The following is a 24,648-nucleotide window of genomic DNA, read 5'->3' on the forward strand; positions in this document are numbered from 1 at the left end:
ATCAAATATTGCCAAGGCTGTCAGCATTATTTTTGATAGCGGGCAAACTCAAAGGCAATCCCTGATTTTTCATCGACATGCTGTTCTGAGGCCACTTTTTTAAACTCGGCAGGAATGGCAGGATAATGCGCATCTCCCTGAACATCTAGTTCAATATGCGTCAGTTCCAAACGGTCAGCAATCGGCATAGTTTGGCTAAAAATTTCACCACCACCAATAATAAATAAAGTGTTTGGTTTTTCTGAGGCTTGAACATCGGCAACGGCTTGTTGCAAGGCATCTTCAATGCTATGCGCCACTTTTGTGCCTTCAAATGCCCAGTTTGGGTCGCGGGTAATCACCCAATTGACACGTTTAGGCAGGGTGCGTCCCATCGACTCCAAGGTTTTGCGTCCCATAATCACCACGCCACCTTGGGTGATTTCTTTGAAGTGTTTTAAGTCTGCCGAAATATGCCACGGCAATTGGTTACCCTGACCAATGCAGCGTTGTTGATCCATAGCGACTACGTGTACAACTTCTAAATTTTGAAATGACATAATTAGGCTCGTATTTTCTTAGTCTGCCAAGCATCTTTTGGGGACGTTGGGGCAATTTAAATGTTGAGATGATAAATCTAGCAACAGGCAATTAAACAGCGACAGGTGCTTTAATTGCAGGATGTGACTCATAGCCTACAATTTCAATATCTTCAAATTTAAAATCGAAAATATCTTTGATTTCAGGATTGAGTTTTAACTGACATAACGCCAGTGGTTCACGGCTTAGCTGTAACTGTGCCTGTTCAAAGTGGTTGGCATATAAATGCGTATCGCCACCTGTCCAGACAAAATCTCCGACTTCTAAATCACAGACTTGCGCGATCATGTGGGTTAGTAAAGCATAGCTGGCAATATTAAAAGGCACGCCTAAAAACACATCGGCACTGCGTTGATATAGCTGGCATGAGAGTTTGCCGTTGTGCACAAAAAACTGGAATAAAGTATGGCAAGGCGGTAAAGCAACTTGACCTGCTTCTTTCGGGTTCCAGCCTGACACGATTAAACGACGTGAATTTGGATTGGTTTTAATTTCATTGATTAACCATGCAATTTGGTCAAAACCATCTTGCTCATACAGACCATCGGCTTTTTGTGTTGCACCAAAATTACGCCATTGATGTCCGTACACTGGGCCAAGTTCACCTTCAGGACGACCAAAGCGCGCGGTTTGTTCTGCGGTAGACCATTCATCCCAAATACTGACTTTATGTTCTTGTAGATATTTGACGTTGGTATCGCCTTTTAAAAACCATAACAGCTCAATTACGATAGAACGGAAATGTACTTTTTTGGTAGTCAGCAGTGGAAAACCTTGTGCAAGGTTAAAACGCATTTGGTGCCCAAACACTGAACGTGTGCCTGTTCCGGTACGGTCACCTTTGTCGCCACCATGGTCAAGAATATGTTGGAGTAGGTCTAAATACTGGCGCATAGCGTTCTCTGGTCAAGCAAAAGTGAATATTTTTTGTTTGGGCAATTCGATGCCCAGTAAATCAGAAAGAATAATAGCAGAGTTTTTTAAGTTGTGACTTTATTGTGTGTCGGAAGCGTGATGTTGATGCAGTAAAGCCAACGGCGAAAACAGGCAAATAGCCAAAGCGGTAAAGCCAATGCCTTGAGCGCCCGACAGTAAAATTTCACCGTGTTGAATCTGCATGAAAATTATTGCGAGTAACAACGCCAGTGGAATCCAAGTCAATAGTCGTGCCAACCAACCTGTGGGATGTTGTGCAGTAAAATGAATTTTGCAGTAACGACAAATTAAAAAAACAATACCTGTGGCCAGAAACATTAAAATCGCATCGAGCTTTAAGGGTTCTAAGAAGTATACCGCTGCAGTGACCAGCGCGATCACCATCAGCAGGGCAATTTTCTTTGTGACCGCAACCTGTGGGTTAAACCAAAATTCAAGCATGTGAGATATTGAGGTCTGAAAAGTGTAAGTAATAGATAGCACTGTAGCATAAAAAAGGCGAAGATTGACTTCGCCTGAATGGATGAAACCTGCATTTAAATGGGTAGTAGCTTAGCTGTTTTTTTGCGGCCCCCAATCATAAATTTTCTTTTGATAGGCATACCACATCATCCAGAAACCGACCAAAATCATTGGTAAGCTCAGGAATTGTCCCTTACTCATCCATGCAATAAAGAGCTGACCATGATCGGGTTCGCGGAAAAATTCGACAACAAAGCGCGCCAAACCATAACCAATCAGGAATAGGGCTGATACTGCCATGCGTGGACGTGGCTTTGAACTAAACCACCACAGCACAACAAACAGGATTAAACCTTCGCATAAGGCTTGATAAAGCTGCGATGGATGACGTACCAATTGCAAAGGATCGGTTGGGAAAATCATCCCCAATGCAAAGTTTGGATCGGTCACAGGGCGACCATATAATTCACCGCCAATAAAGTTACCAATACGACCAAACATTAGACCTGTAGGTACACACGGGGCAATAAAATCCAGAGTTTGAAACCACGTCATTTTGTATTTTTTACACCAGAACAGCATGGCTAAAATCACGCCCAGAAAGCCACCGTGGAAACTCATGCCGCCTGTCCAAACTTGGAATAACCACAGCGGATTTGCCAAAAATTGTTCAAAGCCATAAAAGAAGACATAACCGACACGTCCACCAATCACCACGCCCAAAGCGCCGTAAAAGATCAGGTCGGACACCATGTCGGAAGTCCAGCCACGTTGTTTGGCACGATAAGTTGCCAAACCCCAAGCAAATAAAAATGCCAGTAAATACATCAAGCCATACCAATGGACTTGCAAAGGCCCGAGCGAAATAGCAACGGGGTCAATATTTGGATAGGTGAGCATTCCTGTTCCTTGTGATTCTGTTTTGCACAGATTTTAGCTGAATGTGATGAAAAATGTTGTACATTCAATGTGTAAAGATCAAGAGTTTAAATTATGTGTATTGTGGCATTGGCTTGGCAGGTCTTGGCAGACACACCACTGTGTTTGATTTCAAATCGGGATGAGTTTTATCGGCGTCCGACAGCAGCACTGGCAGCATGGCTTCATAGTCCAATTGTTGCAGGGCAGGATTTAGAATCGGGCGGTACGTGGATGGGCATTACTCAGTCGGGTCGTTGGGCAGTGATTACCAATTATCGTGATGCGAATGATGTTCGTGAATATCCAACCTCACGCGGGCATATTATTCAGGCTTTTTTAGAATCTGAGCAAACGCCTATCCGTTTTGCGCAAGCCTTAGAAAAACAGCAATGTGAATATGCAGGTTTTAATTTATTTGTGGGTGACACCACTCAAGCGGTGTACATGAGTAACCGTGGAGAAGCGCCGCAGGTTTTAGCTAAAGGCGTTTATGTGGTGTCGAATGGATTGATGAGTGACCCTTGGGAGAAAACTGCACGCTTACGCAAACGCTTTACGCAGGAGTTTTTACCGATGCTGCAATTGCCTGATCTTGCAACGGCAGAGCTAAATGCTGCGGCGTGGGATATTTTGCAAGATGAACGCAAAGTTGCATCTGAATTGTTACCGCAAACAGGGATTTCATTGGAGATGGAAGCGTTGTTGTCATCGACTTTTATTCAAAGTCCACTTTACGGTACACGTTGTTCCAATTTTTTACGTATGCAGGCGCAGCAATTTACATGGCTGGAAAAAACACAATATGGTGAGCAAAAGGGAGATATTGTGCAGCAACAGTTGAACATTGAGGCATAAAAAATGCCGACGTGATGTCGGCATTTTTAATTTATGGATGTTATCCAGCAATTGCTTTGCCGTCTTTACGGGTGATGACAACCGTTGCTGAACGAGGACGTGCAGTTTTATTGTTCATGTCAGTTTGTGTTGCAGGCCAATGGCTGCTTGGCGCATCAAAACTCTTTGAATCTTCACCTGGGTGCTGAACGTTAATAAAGATTGCTTTGTAGTCAGGTGTCATGGTTACACCTGTAATTTCACATTCTTTTGGCCCAACAAGGAAGCGACGTAAGTTTTTATCGGTGACTTGAGCACCAGCAATTGTACTTTGATCACCAACAGTTTTTACAACACCGCCATCACCAACTTGACCAGGTAGTGCTGCTAACATCATACAGTTTGTAACATCTGTATATGCGCCATCATCTGTTTGAATCCAAAGAACACCACGTGGGTCAAACCACATACCATCTGGACTTGAGAAGTCGTTTGCATCGCTTAAATTAGAAAGGTTAATTGTCGGATCCATACTTGCTTCAGCACCAAATAGATAGATATCCCATTCAAATGATGTTGCTGCAGTATTCTCTTCTTTAAAGCGGATAATATGACCATTGACGTTACCTTTACCACCTTCAGGATCGGTGTAGTTACGTGGGTTTGCAGGATCTGTTGCATAGCTTGAACCACGGTTCGAGTTATTGGTTAAAGTCACGTACACTTCACCATTTTCAGGGTTTACAGCAACCCATTCTGGACGATCCATTTTTGTAGCTCCTACAGCATCTGCTGCAAGACGAGCAAAAGTAAGGACATCCGCTTGTGAGCTAAATGGGTAAATAGCGTTTGTTTCGGTTAAGCCATTTTTACCATAAGCCAGTTCAATCCACTCTCCTGTGCCTGATGCATTAAATTTAGCGACATAGAATTTCCCTGAATTCATATATTTGTCGCCAGCTCGATAGCCACCATTCACATCTTTAGGATCCCATGTTGCATCTGATACAAATTTGTAGATGTACTCACCGCGCGAGTCATCGCCCATATAGAATGCAAATTTTTGCCCTTCAATTGCGCGGCTGGCGCGACAGTCTTCGTGAGCAAAACGACCTAATGCAGTACGTTTTACTGGGTTTGAGCGGCTATCGAATGGATCAATTTCTACAATCCAGCCAAATGTATTTGGCGCATTACGATAGTCTTGAGTTGCAGACTCTTTGGTTACGTTAGCAGCCCAACGATCATACATGTCTTGAGATTCAAAACCAGCTTCTGCTGTTTCCCAACCATAGCGTGAAGATTTATTCAAATACACGATGCGATCTTGCTCATCGCGTTCTGGAATTTTTTTACTATCAGCATCTAAAATATAAATGATGTTGTTTTTCGCATCACGTTTAACACTACCGTCTGCATTTTTTTCAGTTTGATAAGAGATCTCTAAGCCTAAGCTATAGCGTTTAAGTGCTATTTTTTCAGCTTCACTACGGGCTGAGTATTGGTCTGTACCTGAGCGTTGGAAATAACCAATAAAATTTTCTTCAGCAGTTAAATAAGTGCCCCATGGTGTATAACCATTACCACAGTTATTTTGTGTGCCTCGAGTTTGACGACCAGCGGGAGAGAATGCTGTGTGCAGTAATGGAGAACCAGCTACAGGCCCTGCAAAATCCATGACAGTCGAAGCTGTAATACGACGGTTAAATGGTGATGACTTCACAATCTCTACAGCTTGAGTTTCAGCATTTTTCTTAATATGAACGACTGAAACACCGTGTGCATTTACTTCACGAATCACTTCATCTTCTGGGCGACGTCCATCCTTTTTAGTTGCGCCTTTTGGATGTAAGAAGGTTTGGTTGATATATTCGTGGTTCAAAACCAATAAGCCATGATCTGATGCATTTTCATCATAACGACCAGTTTTAGTACTTAAGCCAAAATAGCTCATGCCATCGTGACAGTCACCAGAGCGGAATTGGAAACTTGGGCCAGATGGAACATCTGCATCTGCATTCCAATTGCTATAAGAAGGATTGATTGAGTCACCTAAAGCATATAATACAGTTGCTTGGTAACCTTCAGGAACAGTAACAATATCATTTAAATTTTTATCTACAGCTTTAAATGTTAATGTTTCAGGCTTGGTATTGGGTTCTTCTTTACTTGTTGGTGGTGTTACATTTGTATCTTCATCATCATCACTACATGCAGATAAAGAAGAAGCTAAAGCTAAAGCTGCTGCACCGCTTGCAGTTTTTTTAATTAAACTGCGACGGCTCATGCGTTGTTCTAGAATGTCACGAAAGTGCGTATTGTCTGAAGTGTTATTATCTAACTCTTGATCTTCATTGTAAGGCATAAAATCAGTCATTTTTTTTCCTAGCAAATTGCTTAGTCGTTTGAAAGTTATATGTAAATTAGTGGCTAAACATGACATGCGGGTTAAGCTTATGTGTCAAACTGATTAAATCCGTTCAGTTGTGATCTACACGCACAAAAAAAGAAGCAACCATGTGCTTCTTTTTAAAATTCAATATTTTAGATTAGCTGTGACTGACTCGGCGCTTCTCAATTAATTTGCCAAAAAACAAACCAATTTCAAACAGCATCCACATCGGAATGGCAAGCATGATCATCGATAAAGCGTCTGGCGGTGTGACAAACATGGCCACAAAAAAACAGCCAACAATAATAAAGCGACGTTTTTCAACCAAAGTTTGCGTAGACACGACACCAATCATAATCAGCAAAAGTGTGACAATTGGAATCTCAAAGGTAAAACCAAAAACCAAAAACAGCTTCAAACAAAACGTAAGATAGCTATTAATGTCGGTCATCGGGGCGACTGTTTCAGGGGAAACGCTAATGAAAAAGTGCAGAATGGATGGCAAGGCGACAAAGTAAGCAAAGCTAATTCCGATATAGAACAAGCAAATACTGCCGATCAGCAAAGGCAGCGCCAAACTTTTTTCTTTTTCATATAACGCTGGTTTTACGAATGCCCAAATCTGATACAAAATAAATGGCATCGCAATAAACAGCGCGACAAAAAAGTTTAGTTTAAACGGCGCCATAAAGGTTGCGGTAACATCAGTCGCAATCATGGTTGATGTATGTGGCAACTGTGCACGTAATGGTTCCGACAATACTTGATAAGTTTTATTGGCAAAGGGCAATAAACAGAAGAATAAGGCAAGAATAAGCCCTACAATTTTAAAAAGATGATTACGCAGCACCATCAAGTGCTTGGTAATTGGCATTTCTTCTAATGCGGCTTGCTCTGCCTTCACAGGCAAATGTGAAAGCTCAGAAGCGTTTGATTGGCTCATACTGCAACCTTCATTTCAGTATAGGGCGCTGTAGTATGTTGTAGCGCAGATAAATTTGAATGTGATGTCATTTTAGTTTTAGGGAGTAACACCGCAGAGGTTTTTTCAGTATTTAAAACCAAGGTGTAATGATGCTGTTGTAAGGTATTTTTTGATACGGCATGCGGGGAATGTGTGCTTTTTGCAGTTATATCTTCAAATATTTTTTCTTGCTGCATTTCATGCATTTGTGCTTGCATCTTTGCTTCAAGTTCCTGAATACGCGCCATTTCTTGCTGCATTTGCTCGCGTAATTCAGATAAACGCAATTCGCGGTCAATGTCATTTTGAACATTACTGACCATACGTTTAATTTTAGCGTACCACTTGCCGACAAAACGCGCTGCTTCAGGGAGTTTTTCAGGACCCAGCACCAATAATGCAATGATGCCGAAAATCAGCAGTTCCGTCATTCCAATATTGAGCATAATCTCAAACCCTCAGCCTTAATGCTTTACAGTCGAATTTACATCACTGCTATTGGCTTGATGTTCAATCGTACGAGGTTCTTTCAGTTGCGCCGCTTCTGCCTCATCATCTTTTATTGATTTTTTAAAATCTTTGACCGCGCCACCTACATCTTTACCTAAGTTTTTAAGCTTAGATGTACCAAATAATAAAATGACCACAATTGCAAAAATCAGCACGTGCCAAATAGATAATCCTGCCATGATTTAGACCTCTCAATAGTTGAGCCTATCTCAACAGGTCTGTATGACAATGCGGTGACGAATGTGTTGCGATTTGACGACAAGGGATGTTTGACCTGATTTGTAAAGCTTGAAAATAAAACAGCCCGTGTTTGAAAACGGGCTGTAAGATCAATCACATCTGTTAAATCTAAGCTTGTAAACTTGCTTTAAACAGTTGCATCGCCTGACCACGGTGACTGATTTTATTCTTTTCTGCTTTCGACATTTCTGCGCTCGACACTCCCAATTCAGGCAACCAAAAGAGCGGGTCATAGCCAAAACCATTTTCACCACGAGCTTCTGCTAAAATCTCGCCTTTCCAAATACCTTGGAAAATTTGTGGTAATGGATCATCGGCATGTTCAACCAAAGCCAAAACACAAACAAACATACCTTCAATTGCTGCGCCGTCTTGACGTAGTGGTTTGAGTTTATTCAAAAGTTTTTCATTGTTGGCTGCATCATTGCCATGTTCGCCTGCAAAACGTGCAGAATAAATCCCCGGTGCGCCGCCTAAAATAGGCACACATAAACCAGAGTCATCTGCAATGGCAGGCTTTCCTGAAATTTTTGCGGCATGGCGTGCTTTTAAAATGGCATTTTCAACAAAGCTCAAACCATCTTCAACAGCATCTTCAATATTTAGTTGACCTTGCGGAATCACTTGCACAGGCAAGTCTAATTGCGCAAACAGGGTTTCAAATTCTGCAATTTTTCCCTTGTTATTGCTTGCTAAAACCAAAGTACCTTGAGCGCGCCAATCAGTTACAGCCATAATTCAGATCTTAATTCAAAATAATATTGGATATTTTAACGGATTTTGCAGACTTAAAAGTTTAATCTTGCACAGATTTGTTTTCATACATGCTAATAATATTTAGGTTTCAAAAAGTAGGGGAATCATGATGAGCAAAATATCAGAGATTTACCGTTATTCGAGTCAGCACCGCGCATTACTGCAGCAAAGTGAGCGTTGTGGCTGTTTTTACTGTCTGGAAACTTTTGCTTATAGCGAAATTGAAGATTGGTGTGATGATGAGCAAACCGCAATTTGTCCGCATTGTGGTATAGATGCGGTATTAGGTTCTGCTGCAGTAGAAGAATTCAGCCCTGAACTGCTACAGGCCATGCAGGCAGTTTATTTCGGATAAAACAAAAAGCACCCGAAGGTGCTTTGAGATCACTTCAAACGTAGTTAAATTTATTGCGCTTGAATCCATTGGTCAGCACGGTCACGTGCTTGACGAATTTGTTCTTGAGTTAAGTTAGCTGCCAAAGCGGTTTTCTTACCTTCAGACAAAGAAATTACTTTATTGTCGAGCATGCCATCACGGGTAGATAACTCATACCACTGATACGCGCCCATATAGTTTTTCTTTTGTTCTTCCATCATGGCAAGGTTAAAGCTGGCACGGTTATCACCACGGCTAGCCGCCTTTTCAAAATATTGACGTGCTAAGACTTCGTCTTTTTTCGTGCCAATACCATCCGCCAACATACGGCCTACATTTAATTGCGCAGCCGATAAACCTTGATCTGCCGCAGCTTTGTACCAAGCAAACGCTTGACGGCTGTCTTGTTGAACGTCTTTACCTTGTTGATATTTCGTCGCTAAGTAAAATTGTGCGCCTGCCTGACCTGCTTTGGCTGCTTTAATCAAGCCATTAATATCCATAGTTGAATATTGAGCCGCTTGGCTCGCTACAGAAGATGACGGTGAAACATAATCTGCATGGGCTTGAATGCTCAACAGTCCAACCAATAGCGTGGTGCTTAATAATAGTTTTTTCATAGAGCGCTCACTCGATAAATTGCGACTTCACCAAACAAATTAGGCAGATGCTTACTGAGTAAACTATCTTGTTGATTCCCATTCACGGCAAGTCGGTTAATGATGCGAATATTATTTTCGGCACAAAGTGCCTCAAAATCACGAAACGTACATAAATGAATATTTGGGGTGTTGTACCACATATAAGGTAATGCATCTGAAACAGGCATTTTTCCTTTTAAGGCAAGAAAAGAGCGAGTCTTCCAATGCGCAAAGTTTGGAAAGGTAATAATTGCCTGTTTACCCACACGTACCATATCTCTTAATAATACGTCAGGTGCATCTACTGCTTGCAAGGCTTGTGCCATGACCACATAGTCAAAAGACTGGTCTGCAAAACGGCTAAGCCCCAAATTCAAGTCTTGTTGGATGATATTTAACCCGCGACTGATCGCAATTGCAATCTTTTCTTGATCAATTTCTAATCCGTATGCACGAATATTATGCTGTTTGCTCATGTGTGCCAACAGTTCACCATCGCCACAACCCAAATCGAGTACTTTAGAATTGGGTTTAATCCACTTTTCGGCAAGTTGCTGATCAAGACGCATTACACGGCCTCCTGTGGGGTTGCTTGAAGATGTTCTGTTCCGCCCAAGAATGCACGCATGGCTTTCACGTACAGTGGAATTGGGAACAAGAACGAGTCGTGTCCTTGTTCGGCATCAATATCTAAATAGCTGACAGGTTTATGATTGCTAATTAGCGCATCCACAATTTCCTGCGAACGCTCAGGGCTAAAGCGCCAGTCGGTGGTAAATGACACCACTAAAAACTTGCATTTTGTATTCGCCATGGCTTTTTGTAAGGATTGCTCGTATTCACGTGCAGGATCAAAATAATCCAGTGCCTTGGTCATAATTAAATAGGTATTGGCATCAAAATTACGGCTAAATTGTTCGCCCTGATAGCGCAAATAGCTTTCGACCTGAAATTCGACATCAAAACCATACATAAACTTGCCAGATTTTAAGTCACGACCAAATTTCTGTTTCATGGCTTCTTCAGACAAATAGGTGATGTGTCCGACCATGCGTGCCAAAATCAATCCACGTTTTGGATAGCTGTCATGTTCCAAATAACGCCCATGATGAAAATCTGGGTCAGATAAAATGGACTGACGTGCGACTTCGTTAAAGGCAATATTTTGTGCAGACAGTTTTGGTGCACTGGCAATAATCACGCATTTTTTCAGACGGTCAGGATAATCTACCGACCACTGCAAGGCCTGCATACCACCCAAAGAGCCGCCAATAATCGAATACCAGACCTCAATGCCTAAACGATCAGACAGCATGGCTTGGGTTTTTACCCAATCTCGCACCGTCACTAAAGGGAAGTCTGGGCCATAAGGACGGTTGTCATTTTCAGGGTTAGGCGATGTGGGGCCAGTAGAACCGTTACAGCCGCCAATATTGTTTAGCGCCACCACAAAGAAACGACTGGTATCAATGGCTTTTCCAGGGCCAATACAGGCATCCCACCAACCTGCTTTTTTATCATCGGCATGATGATAACCCGCAGCATGATGATGCCCTGACAACGCATGACAGATCAGAATCGCATTGGATTTGTCGGCATTGAGCGTGCCATAAGTTTCGACCATGAGTTCAAAGCGGGGCAGAACACGACCGCATTCGAGTTCTAAAGGTTCTTCAAATTGGAATTTTTCTGGAACAACAATACCTACTGAGTCAGCTGGAAAAGACACGGGAATAATTCGCCTTAAATCCTGAGGATGAATAAATAAAAGGATACCACTTGGGGTATCCTTTTCAAAATGCTTTTACATGTTAGCGCAAGATTATACTGCTGCTGCAACTACTTGATCTGTGCTTAATACGCCTTGTTCAATCAAGCGGTTGGTGCAGGCAATAATTGCATCAATAGATGAGGTCACGATGTTGTCATGTACCCCTGCACCAAAGGCAGATTTACCTGTGCCTTTGACTTGCAACTCAATCAATGCCAACGCTTTTGCATGTGCGCCAGAGCTAATGCTGCGTTCTTCATAATTCAAGACATCAATTGGTAATTGAAGTGCATTCAAAATTGCTGAAATTGGGCCATTGCCTTCACCGCGTAAGCGTTGCGTTTCGCCGTTCACGACCACATCTAACTCAATGACTTGATTGCCATTTTCATCAGATAGTTTGTAGTTTTTGGTCGCATAGTGCGCATCTTTTACTGCAACGTAAGTGTCTTTAAACAAGTTCCAGATTTCGCTTGCGCTAATTTCAGTGCCTTGCTCATCGGTACGTTGTTGCACAATTTGTGAGAATTCGATTTGTAAACGACGTGGTAAAGTCACGTTGTAGTTCGATTCTAACAAGTAAGCTATCCCGCCTTTACCCGATTGTGAGTTGACACGAATCACCGCATCATAGTCACGACCTAAGTCTTTCGGGTCGATTGGCAAGTAAGGCATATCCCAAATTTCTTCGTTTTTCTGGAATTCAAAACCTTTCTTAATCGCATCTTGGTGTGAACCAGAGAATGCAGTAAACACCAAATCACCTGCATACGGATGACGTGGATGCACTGGCAAACCTGTGCATTCTTCAACTGTGGCAATAATTTCGTTGATGTTCGAGAAATCCAATTCTGGTGCAACACCTTGGGTGTACATGTTCAAGGCAATTGCAGCAACGTCTACGTTACCGGTACGTTCACCATTACCAAATACACAGCCTTCTACACGGTCTGCACCTGCCATGATTGCCAATTCAGATGCGGCAATACCACAACCACGGTCATTGTGACAGTGTACTGAAATGATCACGCCATCACGACGCGCAATGTTGCGGTGCATCCATTCCACTTGGTCGGCATACACGTTTGGTGTAGACACTTCTACCGTTGCAGGCAAGTTTAAAATTACTTTATTGGTTGGCGATGCTTCCCAAATTTCAGTCACGGCATCACAAACATCTTTAGCCACTTCCAACTCAGTTGCAGTAAAACATTCTGGGCTGTACTGGAATACCCATTCTGTTTCAGGTTGCTTCGCTGCGTATTCTTTTACTTTGCTTGCTGCATTGATTGCCAATTGTTTGGCACCTTCAACATCAACATTCAAGACTTTGTTACGGAAGGTTGGTGAGTTGGCATTATAAATATGCACAATCGCACGTTTAGCACCTTGTAAAGATTCAAAAGTACGTTGAATTAAGTGGTCACGCGCCTGTACCAAGACTTCAATATACACGTCATCTGGAATATGACCTTCTTCAATCAATTTACGGGTGAAATCGAAGTCAACTTGAGATGCCGATGGGAAACCAATTTCGATGTGTTTAAAACCAATTTTCACAAGCATTTGGAACATTTTGAATTTTTGTTCGATGTTCATTGGCTCAAAGATCGCTTGGTTACCGTCACGTAGGTCGGTACTCATCCAAATTGGCGCTTTGGTAATTTCGTTATTCGGCCATTGGCGGTCTGGTAAATCGACACGCTGGTACATACGACGGTATTTTTTGCTTGGATCTGCCAACATCATGTGAAAACTCCTTGAATAGTAGCGGTTGCATCGCGTGGATAACGGCAACTTACTATAAATATAGATTGTGTCTATTCTATCAATTTACAAGCTGTTTTCAGGAGGCTATCGCTAAAAGTAGAATCATGGCACTTGTAAACCAATATCTGTATGTTAATCGATCTGCAAGGGTAATAATTCCCTGTTTTTTACAGATACGGCATGTGTTGTGAAATATTTTTCTGATATTAGCTATTTTGGTGATAAATATAGCTGCTGTTGATTTGTTTGATGCAGCTTGTTCCCATAAGTGCCATTGTGACTTCAAATTCTTCCTTTAACAGTTTAATGCTATGCGCTGCCCCTAGCGCGCCTGCAACTGCCAAGCCATAAATATATGGACGACCGACCAAAACCGCACTTGCTCCCAAGGCCAGTGCTTTAAAAATATCTGTGCCACGACGAATCCCACTGTCTAATAAAATTGGGAAATCGTGCGATAAAATTTTTCGCATCGTGCCTAAAATTTGAATTGGGCTGACCGCGGTATCTAAAATTCGGCCACCATGATTAGACACAATAATACCGTGTGCTCCGTACTGATATGCCTGCTGCGCATCGGCAGGATGTAAAATACCTTTGAGTAAAATAGGCAGTGGACTGTGTTGTAGCAACCAAGCAATATCTTCCCATGTGGCAGCCTGCTGCATCAATCCATCAAAAAGAGGGTGCTGATTTTCCTTAAGCGGAGTGGTATTTACAGATGATTGATATACCGCCCGAATATGTGCAGGCAATTGAAAAGCAGCGCGACGTTCCCGATCTCGAATGCCCATGTGCGGTGCATCAACCGTGAGTACAATGGCTTGATAGGCATAGTGTTGCGCTTGAAAAATCAAATCCAAAGCAGCTTTACGACTGCCTTGCCAATACAGTTGAAACCATTTTGCCGCGCCCGAAACCTGATTCAGTGTGCTCATTGAAGTGGTACTTAAATGACTGAGAATCATGGGGGCTTGTAGGGCGGCTGCCGCTTGCGCTGTAGCAATTTCCCCCTGTGGATGAAACAGTTGTTGGTAAGCCACGGGTGCTAAAAAAATTGGGTGTGGATACTGTTCGCCCAAGAGCTGAATTTGCGTATTTGCCCCTGCAAAAGTATTTAAATGACGGGGCAATAATTGAATATCGGCAAACGCACGTAAATTGTTGTTCAGACTATATTCATCGCCTGCAGCGCCTTCTAAATTGGCCCAAGTGGCTGCATCTAAATGTAATTGCGCCTGTTTTTGATAGTCGGCAATGGTGTGTAAATGTGGCGGGATGTGATTCAAAGCTGCCAATGGCGTGGTATTCATAACTGACTCCATTGACGAATCAGATTGTGATAATGTGCGGTTAGTGCCAATACTTCTGCTGTATCTCCAAGTTGTTGACGCAATTGCAAAATAGTCATATCTAAATTGAACAACATACTGCGTTGCCAGTCATCTTTGACCATACTTTGACACCATGTAAATGCTGCAATTCTTTGACCTGCGGTGACAGGTTCGACTCTATGTAAACTGGTGGCAGGGTACACGATGGCATCGCCTGCATTGAGTTTAACCGCATGGCTACCGTAACTATCTTCAATGATCAGTTCACCGCCCTGATATTCTTCAGGCTCACTTAAAAATAGGGTCATGGATACATCGGTGCGAATCGGGCGTCGTACTTGTGCACAATATTGCACGGCATTATCGACATGATTGCCATAAGTTCCTGTGTTTTGATAACAATTGAACATGGGTTGCAGAATGTGCAGCGGCAAGGCAAAGGACTGCAATAAAGCCTGTTGTTTTAGTGCACTGAGGATGTCTTGTGACAGAGTTACATAGCTCGGATGCTGCAGGTCAAATTGTAAATTCTGTTTAATTTTCTGTGCTTGTGCGCCTGCACTGAATTGACCATTTTGCCATGCAGCTGCAGTGTCCAATTCAGCGCGAATCTGTTGGACTTGCACTTTGCTAAGAACTTCTGGAATGTGAAGCATCATATCGATTCTTCCTGAAAAAGTTTTAATTCAAACAGCCGAATATTCGACAGCGTTGTTCAACATGCAAAGTTCGAGCGATAGACAGTATGCAAAATGATCTATCCCTCGAACCCATATCTGCAGCCTGTTTGTAGAGGAACACAGATTAGCTGCAACAACTTAGAACTTGTAATTTAAACTGAGTGCTGCTGAGCGCGGCTGTCCAAGTACAACGCGACCACCACCATTGTTTAACGTGCTGATGTATTCTTTATCGGCAAGGTTATAAAGGTTTAAATTTAACGAGGCATTTTTGTTGAAGTTGTAGCCTACCAATGCATCAAATACGACATAGCCTGGAATATTTGGCATGTTGGCAGGTGCGTTGCTGTCGGTCACAACTCGTTTTTGTTCATCGACATAACGTGCGCCCAAACCTAATTTAAAGCCCGCCCAGTCATAGGTCGACCATAAACTTGCTGTCCATTCAGGCGACCAGCGTTCAGATAATGTTGTGCTACTCGATGAGCGTTGATTCAGTTGTTTAACTTTCATGTGGGCAACGCCTGCAGAAACATTCCAGGCATCGGTAATTTGACCTACAGCACTTAGCTCAACACCATCGACACGTTTTTTGCCTTCCTGCACGGCAAGCTGGGAAATCGGATCAATGGTCGATTGATTTTCATTTTCTGTGCGATACGCTGCAGCAGCCACAGCCAGTTTGCCTTGCAATAACTCCCATTTGCTGCCTAATTCATAATGATGGGTTTCTTGAGGCTGCGCATTAATGGCGTCATTGCCTGATTCAGACAGCGTGAAGTTGGTGCTGCCGGGTGGCGTTAGTGATTTTGCATACGCAGCGTAAATGCTGCTATTTAACGTAGGCTTATACACAGCGCCAAGTTTCCAACTGAACAGCGTATCGTGGGTGCTCAGATCTGTGGCCACCAAAGCATTTCCCCCACGTGGCAGAGTAAGCCCTTGATAATCTGTTTCATAATAATCGACCCGTACGCCACCATTCAGTTGAAAACGCTCCCCAAATTTTAGAGTATCAAATAAATATGCGGCTGCCGTTTGGGTTTCACCATCGGTATAACCGCCATTATAAATAAGCGCTGGCATGGCTTGATTGCGGTCTGGGTGATAAAGATTGGCCCACGGTGTATCGGCAGTGGCTTCGCCAGGCATCTGGGTTGCCATGAGTTTGCTAGATTGCTGTTCTTTTAAAAACTCCATGCCTGCAACAACATCATGCTGTACTGCCCCCGTTTTGACACTCCAGTTTAAAGTGCTTTGATTGGCCAGAATTTTATTTTCTTGATCGACGCCTTGGCGGGAGCGGTTCACTTCCCATTCGGCAGGGTTTGATGAACCATTGGTTCGAAGACCATTTGCACCTGTATTGATGCCTGTTAAAACCCGATTCATGTGGGTTTTCGCTACACGGGTGATATTGGTCAGTTTGAGTTGATCGGTTAAATCACTTTCAATTTTTGCGGTGAACATATCAGCATCGACATCTTCATAGTCATTGACATGACCATAAAAATTCTCCCGATTAACTTTAGGCGCAGTGGCTAACAGTGAATCGGTATTGTAAAAGCCTTGCATGCCCACAGTTGGAATGCCACCATCTGGAATATTGCGTTGTCTGATGTGTTGAGAATATAAATAAAGGCGTGTGGCAGTGTTTAATCCAAAGGCAATAGAAGGGGCGATGGCATAACTATTGTTTTCAATATAGTCACGTCCTTCTATGCCGCCTTCTTGCCCCATTACATTTAGACGAAATGCGGTATTTGGATTGATGGCCTGGTTAATATCTGCAGAAAGTCTTGTATGTTGTGCTGTGTTGTAAGTTGCAGAAATTTCCTGACTGCTTTCACTTTGCGGTAATTTGCTGACTAAATTGATATAACCCGATGCTGCACCACGACCCGCTTCTGAACCCGATGGGCCTTTGACAACTTCAATTTGATCAATGTTAAATACATCACGGCTGATTGCGCCTAAATCTCGGACACCATCAACATAGGTCGAGGTTTGGGTGGAAAAACCACGCATTTGAAAGGCATCGCCAGCACTAGTATTGCCATTTTCTCCCAATTGTAGAGTAATGCCTGGTGTATTGCGTAAGGCTTCAACTAAGGACGTTGCGCCTTGTTCTTGTAGCATTTCTTTTTTAATCACAGAAATTGTTTGTGGGGTATCCAACAACGGCTGTGTATATTTTGCAGAACTTAAACGGTCTGCCTTGTATTTGCTTTCGGCTTCTGATTTAACCGTAATGGTGGGTAAGTGGGTGACGTCATCTTCAGGGCTTGCGGCATGTGCAAGTAGTGGAAGAGAGGCGGCTAAAGCCATCAGTTGCGCAGAGCGATTGTGTTTGCGGCTTTTGATCTGTGCCATTTATGGTATTTCCCTAAATGTAAACCAACAGGAGGCCACGCTTTATTCAGCGTTTTTAGTTCAAAATGAATAAAGTGTGAAGTTGTTGTTATGACGTCTATAACAATTGTTGCTAATTGTATTGAGAATCATTATCAACAACAATGTGCGGAACGGCACTTTTTTCTAATTCTTATTTGAAAATAATAATCATTATCAATATTTTTATTTAATAAAACGATGTGAACGTGAAAGGCTTGGGAGTAAAGACAGAAAACCCTGCCGAAGCAGGGTTTGAGATGAAGTTTTAAGACTTAGAAGTCATAAGAAACAGAGAGCCAGTAGTTACGACCTGCTAAATATGTACCTTCAGAACTGCGTCCGATAGATAGATATTTATATGCCTGTTGTGTATCACCATTGATATCGATGTAATCCATATTTTGGGTAAAGTCTTTATCTAGTAAGTTGTTTACCGCAGCATTAATACGAATGTGATCGTTAAATTGATAGCTTGTGCCTAAGTTAAAGAGGTTATACCCAGAGAACTCATTATTTGTTTGTACTTCAATGCTTTGTGAGCCGGCATCTGTTGGTTTGGCAGTAAAGCGAGGGCGACCAGATTGGTACTCATGTTGTAACCAAATATCAAATGCATCATTAATATGCCAAGTTGAAGTCAAGTTAAGTAAATGTTTAGCAGTTGATTCTAAAGCATACCCTTTATCATCACCTTTGGTGATTTCTGATTCTGTAAAGGTGTAGGAGGCTTTGATATCCCATTCTGGGATAATTTGGTACTGCAATGAAGTTTCTAATCCGTAAATTTCTGCTTCATCAGCATTAAAGCTTTTACTAAAAGAGGTAACTTTGTTGCTGAAGTTAGAACAGTTATTGGTTTGACAGCTAAATGTTTTAGAAATAATTTTATCTTCAACTTGGTTGAAGAATGCTGTTGCCGTTAAATTTAAAGCATCAGTCGGTTGATAATTAAAACCAAGTTCATAGTTGACTGAAGTTTCTGGATCTAGATCAGGATTTCCGAGACTTGGTGTTGCACCTTGTCCACTATAACCATTGATACCGTTATACAAATCTTTGGCTGATGGAGTTTTATAGCCTGTGCTGACGCCTCCTTTAATCGTTAAGTCATCAGTTGTATTCCATACTAAATATGCGCGCGGGCTAAACTGTCCACCAAAACCACTGTGATCTTCGTAGCGTCCACCAAAGGTAAAATAAAGGTTATCTCTTAATTGCCATTCATCTTCAGCATACAGTGACCAAGTATCTTGAGTAAATTCTTTACCAATGCCTGCGATATCATCTGCAATAGTAGTGTCTTTATATTCGGTGCCAATAGTGAGTTTGTGGTTCGCAATTGGAGTGACTAAATGTGAGTCAAAGACTAAATCAGTATTTTCTAATTTGCGGGGTTGTCCTGCAAGTGCTGGAAATGCATCCGTTGGAATGGTGCGTCCTTTAGTCTCAGTTGTATTCTGACTGATATAAGTTTTCCACAAACCGAAGTCATATTGTCCATCATGACCTGCAGCAATTTGAATACGATTAAACTCAAGTTCATCTTCATATCCTGCAATACCGCCACGAGAAATGAAGTTACCCAAACGTTGATCTGAATTGTCATATTTTTGAGTTGATGAAAAACCATCGATCCAAAAAGAGTTTTGATCATCAAGTTTAAAGTCTAATTTTGCACCGATATCATAATTATCAGCTTTGCTTGGGCGTGGGTCACGACCTGTTGAACCCTGAATACGCTCTGAACGTTGACGGTCTAAATAGCTGCCACGTAGTTGCAAACCTAAACGGTCATTGATCAGTGGTCCATTGACGACAAAACTGGTTTTCCATGAGTCTGCTTCGGCATTACTTTCCATGACATTACCGCTGACAGTGACATTCCCATTCCACTCATCAGACACTTTTTTGGTAATGATATTGATCACACCACCCATCGCTTCTGAGCCATAGCGAGTAGCCATAGGTCCACGAATCACTTCAATTCTTTCGATTGCAGCCAGTGGGGGTAAAAATCCGTTTGATGTTTCTCCAAAACCATTTGGGGTAACATCTGAAGAGGTAGTTTGACGACGACCATCAATTAAAATTAAGCTGTAATCATTTCCAAGACCACGCATTTTTATATTTAGACCAGAGGTTTTACCGACACCAGAACGTATATCGATACCAGGAACATCTGCCAGTAAGTCTGCAATGCTGGTCGCATTTTTTTTCTCAATATCTTCTTTACTGACTATACTTATAGATGCGGGTGCATTTTTTAGCTCTTGTTCAAAACCTGCCGCTGAAACCACAATTGTGGAAAGTTGGTGGGTTGAAGTCGAATCGGTAGAGGTATTTGCGAAAACAGCAGTAGAGGTTGCCCCAAGTAATGCAAGACACAGCGGGTGTAGGTTGAACTTAGCCATAAAATTATATCTCTAATATGAATCAATGATCCTAATTCAGACCTATATGGTAATTAGAATCATTCATGAAGGAGTTGGCTAATAATAATGATAAGGATTCTTATTTACAACAAGAAATATACACAAAGTTGAAAATTTACAGAAAATAGCGTGACGATTAAAAAAATTCAGTCGAGATCAGAACGTATTTTGTATATCCTTTAATGTTGTCATATAATGTGGCACTTTTTTATAAACTGTTATTACTAACTATATCGAGGAAGCCATGCAAGTAACTTCTGAAGCGGTTTCGGGCGTTGCCCGTCGTTTAAATGTATCTGTACCGACGAGCCGTATTAACGAGCAGTTTGAAGCTCGCTTGAAACGCACTGCCAAAACTGTGAAGATCAACGGCTTCCGTCCAGGTAAAGTGCCTCTAAACGTTGTTCGTCGTGAATACGGTGCGGGTATTTATCAAGAAGTGGTCAACGACATTATTCGTGACACCGTGTTTGAAGCAATCCAACAAGAAAAAATCAATGCTGTGGGTATGCCAAACATCGAAAAAACTGAAATGAAAGACGACGCTTTAGTATATGAAGCGACTGTTGAAGTTTATCCAGAAGTTGAAGTGAAATTTGACGGTTTGGAAGTTGAACGCAAGTCTTCTGAAGTAAATGATAGCGATGTTGAACAAATGCTTGAAAACCTTCAAAAGCAACGTGCTTCTTGGGTTGAAACCAAAGGCATGGCGAAAAAAGACATGCAAGTGACTTTTGACTTTGAAGGCACTGTAGATGGCGAGAAGTTTGAAGGCGGTGAAGCTGAAGACTTTAAACTGGTACTTGGTTCTGGTCGCATGATTCCTGGTTTTGAAGATGGTATCGTGGGCATGAAAAAAGGCGAAGAGAAAGTGATTGATGTAACTTTCCCTGAAGACTACCAAGCAGCGAACCTTGCAGGTAAAGCAGCACAATTCAAAATCACATTGAAGCTGGTTGAAAAGCAAAAACTTCCAGAAATTGATGCTGAATTCCTACAAATCTTCGGTATTTCTGAAGAAGAAGGCGTAGAAAAGTTAAAAGCTGACGTTCGTAAAAACATGGAACGTGAAGTGAAAAACGGTTTACGTAACCAAGTAAAAGGTGCAACTTTTGATGCACTCGTTGCGGCAAACGAAGTTGAAATTCCGTCTGCAATGGTTGCTCAAGAAATTGACCGTCAACGTCAACAAATGATTCAGCAATTCACACAGCAGTTTGGTGCGCAAGGTGCAAAAGCATTTGACTCAAGCATGCTTCCAGATGAATTGTTCAAAGAACAAGCTGAAAAATCTGTAAAACTTGGCGTATTGGTTAGCAAAGTATTAGAAAATGCTAAACTTGAAGTAGATCAAGCGCGTGTAGATGCTTACATCGAAGACATGGCTTCTTCTTATGAAGATCCAAGCGAAGTGATTGAATACTTCAAAAACGACAAACAACAACGTTCACAAATTGAAGCTGTTGTTTTAGAAGACCAGGTTGTAGATCACATCTTAGCTTCTGCAAAAGTTACAGATACAACTGTAAGCTATGAAGACTTATTGAAAGAGCAGCAAGCTCGTCAACAAGGCTAATTTGCTTTGATACAAAAAGGCGCTTCGTGCGCCTTTTTTATTGCATCGCGGTTTTCAGTTTTTCAGAGATTGATCGCATTTAACTCAAAATATCTACGATTTAAGCCGTGAATATTTTGCAATTTAGACAATTATCCCTCATATTGTGAACATGAGTCGTGTCACAAGAATTTAGGAATAAATAACCATTATGTATGTTCCAACAATTGAAAATGCTTTAGTACCCATGGTGGTCGAACAATCATCTCGTGGTGAGCGTTCTTTTGATATTTATTCACGTCTTTTACGTGAACGTGTCATTTTCTTAACGGGTGAAGTCGAAGATAATATGGCCAACTTAATTGTGGCGCAGATGTTGTTTTTAGAAGCTGAGAACCCAGATAAAGATATTCACCTTTACATTAACTCACCAGGTGGTTCAGTGACTGCAGGTATGGCAATTTACGATACCATGCAATTTATTAAACCAGACGTCGTGACTTACTGTATGGGACAAGCAGCATCTATGGGTGCATTCCTGTTAAATGCAGGCGCAAAAGGTAAGCGTTACTGTCTTGAGAATGCCCGCGTTATGATTCACCAACCATTGGGTGGTTTCCGTGGTCAGGCATCAGATATTGAAATTCATGCGCGTGAAATTCTATTCATTAAAGAGCGTTTGAACCGTTTAATGGCAGAACATAGTGGTCAGGACTATGAAACTGTCGCAAGAGATACCGACCGTGACAACTTCATGACTGCGCAGGCAGCGAAGGAATACGGTCTTGTGGATGAAGTTTTAACAAAACGTCCATAAGTTTTAAAGATTGAGATATTGGAGTGACTATGTCCGAACATCCTCAGGGACAAAAACATTGTTCATTTTGCGGTAAAACGCAGTCTGAAGTCGGGAAGCTGATTGCAGGCGAGGACGCATACATCTGTAATGAATGTGTGGACGTATGCTTAGACTTGGTTCAGACCAGTCAACAAGTTGAGTCGGGTGATTGGGCAACACGTCCATTGCCAAAACCACATGAAATTCGTGCTGCGCTTGATCAGTATGTAATTGGTCAAGATACTGCGAAAAAAACCTTATCGGTTGCAGTATATAACCATTACAAACGCCTAAAAGTGAGCAATCAGGCGCATAAAGCAGGCGATGCTGTCGAAATCTCAAAAAGTAACATCATGTTGGTAGGTCCAACGGGTTCGGGTAAAACCTTACTTGCACAGACCTTAGCACGTCTATTAGATGTGCCTTTTGCAATGGCAGATGCCACGACTTTAACCGAAGCGGGTTATGTGGGTGAAGATGTCGAAAACATCGTGCAAAAGCTGTTGCAAAAAGCCGATTACGATGTAGAAAAAGCACAAAAAGGCATTATCTACATTGATGAAATTGACAAGATCACGCGTAAGTCTGAAAACCCATCAATTACTCGTGATGTGTCTGGTGAAGGTGTTCAGCAAGCCTTGCTCAAAATGATTGAAGGCACGGTGGCTTCTATTCCGCCTCAAGGTGGACGTAAGCATCCGCAGCAAGAATTCATTCAAATTGATACTTCAAATATCTTGTTTATTTGCGGTGGCGCATTCTCTGGTTTAGAGAAAATTGTGCAGCAACGCCAAGAAAAAGGCGGCATTGGTTTTACGGCAGACGTGAAGAAAAAAGATGAAGGCAAGAAATTGTCTGATTTATTTCGTCAGGTAGAAGCAACCGATTTGGTGAAATTTGGCTTAATTCCAGAGTTCATTGGTCGTTTGCCTGTAATTGCAACGCTAGACGAGCTAGATGAAGATGCATTGATGCAAATTCTGACCGAGCCGAAAAATGCCTTAACCCGTCAATATCAATACTTATTCGAGATGGAAAATGTCGATTTAGTCTTTGAAGATGCGGCATTACGTGCAGTGGCGAAAAAAGCCCTTGAACGTAATACAGGTGCGCGTGGTTTGCGTTCAATTCTGGAAAATGCCTTGCTCGAAACCATGTACGACTTGCCAAGCCGTACCGATGTTGGCACAGTGGTAGTGACTGAAGCGGTGATTGAAGAAGGTGCTAAACCTGAATTTCAGACCGAACGTCAGCCTCAAACAGAAGAACCTGCAGCAGAAAAAATTGACTTAAAAGTATTAGACAGCAAAACTGCTTAATACGCTATTCGTCTGAAACGTGCCGAAACGCTAGGTTTCGGCACGTTTTTTATTGTCAAAAAAATCAAGGCAGTGTTAATCTTAGACCTAGGCGTGGATGCCCATTATTCAAAACAACAATTGCAAAATGAATTTGCAGCGTGATTTCAAAAACGTGATTTACAAAAATAAGAAACGCAGTGAGGGATAGACATGCGTGGTGTCGCAATCTTGGTCGTGACCAGTTTAATGTTGCTGGGATGTCATGGCAAAAAAAACGTGGTGCAACAAACGCAACCACCTAGTACCTTAAAAGTTTTAGATTTAGAACAAAAACCTGGTTTTGTAGAACAACACCGTTTGGGCATGATGACCATTGGTGGTTGGGTCAATCAAAAACTAGGGCAAAATTTTAAACCTGTTCAGGCACAACATGCCGATGCTGCCATCGTGTATTTATATCGTCCAGATTCCAAATGGAACAGACAGGAAATTGTCGCGACCAGTATGTTTATCAACAAACATCGGATTCCAAGTTTACTACACAATCATTATTACTGGGTTGAACTGGCACCAGGTGCGTATCGTCTGAGTGTGAGCCGTCCTTTGGGGGCATTACATTTCCAAAAACCAAAGTATTTGGATTTTCAGGTACAGGCAGGGCAGTCGTATTTTATTAAATATGATGAAGAAAACTTGAGTACCCGCAAAGAGGTTTCAGGGCCTTTAATTCTTATGCCTTCAAGTACGGCACAACAGGAAATAGCGTTTACTCAATTGAAAACCGAAAGCTATAACTTTGTCGCGGAAGATCAAACCACAGGTAAGTTGCGTAAAAAGCCACAAAAAATCAAGCATGAGAAATATGACCCTGCGGAAGATGTGCACTTAACCCAACCCTTTAAATTGTGGGATCCGAGAACGTGGTAAGGTTTTGCATCTTTATCTCATGCATTGCTTTTATT

At 42.0% G+C, this 24,648-nt stretch carries 23 protein-coding genes; 6 read left to right on the forward strand and 17 right to left on the reverse strand.

All coding sequences use genetic code 11. The features are described 5' to 3' along the window. Positions 1 to 26: 26 nt before the first annotated feature. From FTU39_RS06780 to lgt, 4 genes are all read right to left on the reverse strand, one after another. Complete coding sequence (locus FTU39_RS06780) at positions 27 to 539, reverse strand: dihydrofolate reductase (protein ID WP_004974792.1); 513 nt, start codon at positions 537 to 539, stop codon at positions 27 to 29. Between the two features lie 91 nt (positions 540 to 630). Continuing rightward, positions 631 to 1,473: a thymidylate synthase gene (gene thyA, locus FTU39_RS06785; protein ID WP_004974795.1), complete on the reverse strand. Its 843-nt coding sequence runs from the start codon at positions 1,471 to 1,473 to the stop codon at positions 631 to 633. Positions 1,474 to 1,572: 99 nt separating this feature from the next. Continuing rightward, positions 1,573 to 1,956: an AzlD domain-containing protein gene (locus FTU39_RS06790; protein WP_004974797.1), complete on the reverse strand. Its 384-nt coding sequence runs from the start codon at positions 1,954 to 1,956 to the stop codon at positions 1,573 to 1,575. A gap of 111 nt (positions 1,957 to 2,067) precedes the next feature. Continuing rightward, positions 2,068 to 2,877: a prolipoprotein diacylglyceryl transferase gene (gene lgt / locus FTU39_RS06795; protein ID WP_180051900.1), complete on the reverse strand. Its 810-nt coding sequence runs from the start codon at positions 2,875 to 2,877 to the stop codon at positions 2,068 to 2,070. Between the two features lie 93 nt (positions 2,878 to 2,970). Here lgt and FTU39_RS06800 point away from each other — a divergent pair, with 93 nt between their 5' ends. Further along, positions 2,971 to 3,753 (forward strand): NRDE family protein, encoded by a 783-nt coding sequence (locus tag FTU39_RS06800; RefSeq protein ID WP_179995934.1) that lies wholly within the window; start codon positions 2,971 to 2,973, stop codon positions 3,751 to 3,753. A gap of 40 nt (positions 3,754 to 3,793) precedes the next feature. On the opposite strand, the gene FTU39_RS06805 is transcribed toward FTU39_RS06800, so the two are convergent. The 5 genes from FTU39_RS06805 to rdgB form a co-directional block, all read right to left on the reverse strand. Continuing rightward, on the reverse strand, positions 3,794 to 6,109 hold the full coding sequence (locus FTU39_RS06805; protein ID WP_180051901.1) for a PhoX family phosphatase: 2,316 nt from the start codon (positions 6,107 to 6,109) through the stop codon (positions 3,794 to 3,796). A 172-nt stretch (positions 6,110 to 6,281) separates the two neighbouring features. After that, positions 6,282 to 7,067: a twin-arginine translocase subunit TatC gene (gene tatC / locus FTU39_RS06810; protein ID WP_004974811.1), complete on the reverse strand. Its 786-nt coding sequence runs from the start codon at positions 7,065 to 7,067 to the stop codon at positions 6,282 to 6,284. Beyond that, the gene (tatB, locus tag FTU39_RS06815; RefSeq protein ID WP_167846331.1) at positions 7,064 to 7,534 is read right to left on the reverse strand and encodes a Sec-independent protein translocase protein TatB; all 471 of its coding nucleotides are present in this window, start codon (positions 7,532 to 7,534) and stop codon (positions 7,064 to 7,066) included. The genes tatC and tatB overlap by 4 nt, the downstream gene beginning before the upstream one ends. An 18-nt stretch (positions 7,535 to 7,552) precedes the next feature. Continuing rightward, entirely contained in the window at positions 7,553 to 7,777 is a 225-nt protein-coding gene (gene tatA, locus FTU39_RS06820) for a Sec-independent protein translocase subunit TatA (RefSeq protein ID WP_004974820.1), read from the reverse strand. Positions 7,778 to 7,946: 169 nt separating this feature from the next. Continuing rightward, on the reverse strand, positions 7,947 to 8,573 hold the full coding sequence (gene rdgB / locus FTU39_RS06825; RefSeq protein ID WP_154320316.1) for an RdgB/HAM1 family non-canonical purine NTP pyrophosphatase: 627 nt from the start codon (positions 8,571 to 8,573) through the stop codon (positions 7,947 to 7,949). A 130-nt stretch (positions 8,574 to 8,703) separates the two neighbouring features. Between rdgB and FTU39_RS06830 the strand changes: the two genes are divergently transcribed. Next, positions 8,704 to 8,949: a cytoplasmic protein gene (locus FTU39_RS06830; RefSeq protein WP_242769824.1), complete on the forward strand. Its 246-nt coding sequence runs from the start codon at positions 8,704 to 8,706 to the stop codon at positions 8,947 to 8,949. Positions 8,950 to 8,999: 50 nt separating this feature from the next. Here the strand turns inward: FTU39_RS06830 and FTU39_RS06835 are convergent, their stop codons facing one another. The 8 genes from FTU39_RS06835 to FTU39_RS06870 form a co-directional block, all read right to left on the reverse strand. Then, on the reverse strand, positions 9,000 to 9,590 hold the full coding sequence (locus FTU39_RS06835) for a tetratricopeptide repeat protein (RefSeq protein WP_070153255.1): 591 nt from the start codon (positions 9,588 to 9,590) through the stop codon (positions 9,000 to 9,002). Continuing rightward, on the reverse strand, positions 9,587 to 10,180 hold the full coding sequence (gene metW / locus FTU39_RS06840) for a methionine biosynthesis protein MetW (RefSeq protein ID WP_004974832.1): 594 nt from the start codon (positions 10,178 to 10,180) through the stop codon (positions 9,587 to 9,589). Before metW ends, FTU39_RS06835 begins: the two co-directional genes overlap by 4 nt. After that, positions 10,180 to 11,340, reverse strand: coding sequence for a homoserine O-acetyltransferase (locus FTU39_RS06845; RefSeq protein WP_004974835.1), 1,161 nt, complete (start codon positions 11,338 to 11,340; stop codon positions 10,180 to 10,182). Before FTU39_RS06845 ends, metW begins: the two co-directional genes overlap by 1 nt. 93 nt (positions 11,341 to 11,433) lie before the next feature. Beyond that, positions 11,434 to 13,131 carry a 2-isopropylmalate synthase gene (gene leuA, locus FTU39_RS06850; protein ID WP_131260575.1) on the reverse strand — a complete coding sequence of 566 codons (1,698 nt, stop codon included), beginning with the start codon at positions 13,129 to 13,131 and terminating at the stop codon, positions 11,434 to 11,436. Positions 13,132 to 13,358: 227 nt separating this feature from the next. Next, on the reverse strand, positions 13,359 to 14,465 hold the full coding sequence (locus FTU39_RS06855; RefSeq protein ID WP_004974839.1) for an alpha-hydroxy acid oxidase: 1,107 nt from the start codon (positions 14,463 to 14,465) through the stop codon (positions 13,359 to 13,361). Continuing rightward, positions 14,462 to 15,145 (reverse strand): Fe2+-dependent dioxygenase, encoded by a 684-nt coding sequence (locus FTU39_RS06860; protein ID WP_004974842.1) that lies wholly within the window; start codon positions 15,143 to 15,145, stop codon positions 14,462 to 14,464. The genes FTU39_RS06855 and FTU39_RS06860 overlap by 4 nt, the downstream gene beginning before the upstream one ends. A 159-nt stretch (positions 15,146 to 15,304) precedes the next feature. Beyond that, complete coding sequence (locus tag FTU39_RS06865; protein ID WP_180051902.1) at positions 15,305 to 17,539, reverse strand: catecholate siderophore receptor Fiu; 2,235 nt, start codon at positions 17,537 to 17,539, stop codon at positions 15,305 to 15,307. Between the two features lie 293 nt (positions 17,540 to 17,832). Then, positions 17,833 to 19,971, reverse strand: coding sequence for a TonB-dependent receptor domain-containing protein (locus FTU39_RS06870; RefSeq protein WP_180051903.1), 2,139 nt, complete (start codon positions 19,969 to 19,971; stop codon positions 17,833 to 17,835). Positions 19,972 to 20,236: 265 nt separating this feature from the next. Here FTU39_RS06870 and tig point away from each other — a divergent pair, with 265 nt between their 5' ends. The 4 genes from tig (at position 20,237) to FTU39_RS06890 (ending at position 24,613) form a co-directional block, all read left to right on the forward strand. After that, positions 20,237 to 21,568, forward strand: coding sequence for a trigger factor (gene tig / locus FTU39_RS06875; RefSeq protein ID WP_004974853.1), 1,332 nt, complete (start codon positions 20,237 to 20,239; stop codon positions 21,566 to 21,568). A 190-nt stretch (positions 21,569 to 21,758) separates the two neighbouring features. Further along, entirely contained in the window at positions 21,759 to 22,364 is a 606-nt protein-coding gene (clpP, locus tag FTU39_RS06880; RefSeq protein WP_004974855.1) for an ATP-dependent Clp endopeptidase proteolytic subunit ClpP, read from the forward strand. A gap of 29 nt (positions 22,365 to 22,393) precedes the next feature. Next, positions 22,394 to 23,704, forward strand: a complete 1,311-nt coding sequence (clpX, locus tag FTU39_RS06885; RefSeq protein WP_004974856.1) for an ATP-dependent protease ATP-binding subunit ClpX — start codon at positions 22,394 to 22,396, stop codon at positions 23,702 to 23,704. A gap of 192 nt (positions 23,705 to 23,896) precedes the next feature. Further along, positions 23,897 to 24,613, forward strand: coding sequence for a DUF2846 domain-containing protein (locus FTU39_RS06890; RefSeq protein WP_180051904.1), 717 nt, complete (start codon positions 23,897 to 23,899; stop codon positions 24,611 to 24,613). Positions 24,614 to 24,648: the final 35 nt, after the last annotated feature.

This window comes from Acinetobacter sp. YH12099 (assembly GCF_013419195.1).
Classification (GTDB): Bacteria; Pseudomonadota; Gammaproteobacteria; order Pseudomonadales; family Moraxellaceae; genus Acinetobacter; species Acinetobacter towneri.